We start from the raw sequence: 2,871 nt of genomic DNA on the forward strand, positions 1-2,871 counted from the left end.
GCTGGCCCAGCGGATCGTCGACGGCGACGTGCCGGAGTCCCTGCGCGGCAAGCGCCTCGTGGCGCTCGACCTCGCGGCGATGGTCGCGGGCGCCAAGTACCGCGGCGAGTTCGAGGAGCGGCTCAAGGCCGTGCTCGAGGAGATCAAGCAGTCCGAGGGCGAGGTCGTCACGTTCATCGACGAGCTGCACACCGTCGTCGGCGCCGGCGCGGCCGAGGGCTCCATGGACGCCGGCAACATGCTCAAGCCGATGCTCGCGCGGGGCGAGCTGCGGCTGGTCGGTGCGACCACCCTGGACGAGTTCCGCGAGCGCATCGAGAAGGACCCCGCGCTGGAGCGGCGCTTCCAGCAGGTCTTCGTCGGCGAGCCCTCGGTCGAGGACACCGTCGCGATCCTGCGCGGCATCGCGCCCAAGTACGAGGCGCACCACCAGGTGACGATCTCCGACGCCGCCCTCGTGGCCGCCGCCGCGCTCTCGGACCGGTACATCACGGGCCGGCAGCTGCCCGACAAGGCGATCGACCTCGTCGACGAGGCCGCGTCGCGCCTGCGCATGGAGATGGACTCCTCGCCGGTCGAGATCGACGAGCTCCAGCGCGCCGTCACGCGCCTGGAGATGGAGGAGACCTACCTCCGCACGGCCGACGACGACGCCTCGCGCGACCGCCTGGAGAAGCTGCGCGCCGAGCTGGCGGACCGTCGCGAGGCGCTCGCTGGCCTGACCGCCCGGTGGGAGAACGAGAAGGCCGGCCACGACCGGCTGGGCCAGCTGCGCGCCCGCCTGGACGAGCTGCGCATGGCTGCGGACCGGTACCAGCGGGAGGGCGACTACGAGAACGCCTCGCGCCTGCTCTACGGCGAGATCCCCGGCGTCGAGAAGGACATCGCGCAGGCGGAGGCCGCCGAGGCGGACCGCGCGGCGCACGGCGACTCCGGCGGCGAGCCGCCGATGATCTCCGAGAAGGTCGGCCCGGACGAGATCGCCGAGGTGGTCTCGGCGTGGACCGGAATCCCCACCGGCCGCCTGCTGGAGGGCGAGACCGCCAAGCTGCTGCGCATGGAGGACGTGCTCGGCGAGCGGCTCATCGGCCAGGCCCGGGCGGTGCGCACGGTCTCCGACGCGGTGCGCCGCTCGCGCGCCGGGATCTCCGACCCCGACCGGCCCACCGGCTCGTTCCTCTTCCTCGGCCCCACGGGCGTGGGCAAGACGGAGCTGGCGAAGTCGCTCGCCGACTACCTCTTCGACGACGAGCGGGCGATGGTCCGCATCGACATGTCCGAGTACTCCGAGAAGCACTCCGTCGCGCGGCTCGTCGGCGCGCCCCCCGGGTACGTCGGGTACGAGGAGGGCGGCCAGCTCACCGAGGCCGTGCGGCGCCGGCCCTACTCCGTGGTCCTGCTCGACGAGGTCGAGAAGGCGCACCACGAGGTGTTCGACATCCTGCTCCAGGTGCTCGACGACGGGCGCCTCACCGACGGGCAGGGCCGCACGGTCGACTTCCGCAGCACGATCCTCGTGCTCACGTCGAACCTCGGGTCGCAGTTCCTCGTGGACCCGACGCTCGACGACGCCGCGAAGCGGGAGGGCGTCATGGTGGCGGTCCGGTCCGCCTTCAAGCCCGAGTTCCTCAACCGCCTCGACGACGTGGTGATCTTCGACGCGCTGTCCCTGGAGGAGCTGGGCCGGATCGTCGACCTGCAGATCACGCGCCTGGGGGACCGGCTCGCGGACCGGCGGCTCACGCTCGACGTCACGCCCGCCGCGCGCGAGTGGCTCGCGATCGAGGGCTACGACCCGGCCTACGGGGCGCGGCCGCTGCGACGGCTCGTGCAGCGGGAGATCGGCGACCGCCTGGCGAAGATGCTCCTGTCCGGCGAGGTGCACGACGGCGGCACCGTCGTCGTCGACCGGGGTGTGGACGCCGACGGGACGTCGGCCCTGACGCTCACGGCGTCCTGACGCTCGGCACGACGGCGACGCGTCCGCGCCGTAGCGTCGAGGGATGGACTGGACGCCCTACGACGCTGCCCTGTTCGACCTCGACGGGGTCCTCACCCCGACCGCCGACGTCCACATGCTCGCGTGGTCGGCGATGTTCACGGACTTCTTCGACCGGCACGGGATCACCCCGCCGTACACCGAGGAGGACTACTTCCTGCACGTCGACGGGCGGCCGCGGTACGACGGCGTGCGCGCCGCGCTGGCCTCCCGCGGGGTCGTCCTGCCGGAGGGCGACCCGACGGACGAGCCGGGGGTGGAGACGGTCTGCGGCCTGGGCAACGCCAAGAACGCGATGTTCAACCGGATCCTCGCCTCGCAGGGGGTGACGGCCTACCCCGGGTCGGTGCGGCTCGTGGACCTGCTGCGCGCCCGTGGCACCGGGGTGGCGGTCGTGTCGAGCTCGCGCAACGCCCGCCCGGTCCTCGAGGCGGCGGGCATCGCGGACCGCTTCGGCGTCGTGGTGGACGGCGCGGTCGCGCGCGCGGAGGGCCTGGCGGGCAAGCCCTCCCCGGAGACGTTCCGGCGCGCCGCCGAGCTGCTCGGCACGACGGTGGCACGCTCGGTGGTGATCGAGGACGCCGTCTCCGGCGTCGCGGCGGGTCGCGCGGGCGGCTTCGGCCTCGTCGTCGGGGTGGACCGGGGAGCGGGTGACCAGGTGCTGCGGGACGCGGGTGCGGACGTCGTCGTCACCGACCTCGCCGAGCTGGTGCCGTCGTGAACGCGGACGGCGCCACGGGACCGGAGGACACGCGCCTGCGGCCCGCCGACACGCGGCAGCGACCGGCGGCCGGGCCCGTCGGCGGCTACGCGGAGGACCACACGGACGGCCCCCCGCGGGACCCGGCGGACCCGCGGCGCGGACGGCTGGC

General features: G+C 73.9%; 2 protein-coding genes. Both read left to right on the forward strand.

The genetic code is table 11. The annotated features are described in order from the left end of the window. Positions 1 to 1,960: ATP-dependent Clp protease ATP-binding subunit (locus N866_RS17625; protein WP_034229029.1), on the forward strand; the 1,960-nt coding region annotated here is incomplete at its 5' end. Positions 1,961 to 2,003: 43 nt separating this feature from the next. Beyond that, positions 2,004 to 2,720 (forward strand): HAD family hydrolase, encoded by a 717-nt coding sequence (locus N866_RS17630; RefSeq protein WP_034229032.1) that lies wholly within the window; start codon positions 2,004 to 2,006, stop codon positions 2,718 to 2,720. The last annotated feature ends 151 nt before the right edge of the window (positions 2,721 to 2,871 follow it).

This window comes from Actinotalea ferrariae CF5-4, from assembly GCF_000603945.1.
Classification (GTDB): Bacteria; Actinomycetota; Actinomycetes; order Actinomycetales; family Cellulomonadaceae; genus Actinotalea; species Actinotalea ferrariae.

Excerpts from the sequence above, each read along its gene's own strand:
- N866_RS17630 (WP_034229032.1), top strand. The coding sequence starts at position 2,004 with ATGGACTGGACGCCCTACGACGCTGCCCTGTTCGACCTCGACGGGGTC.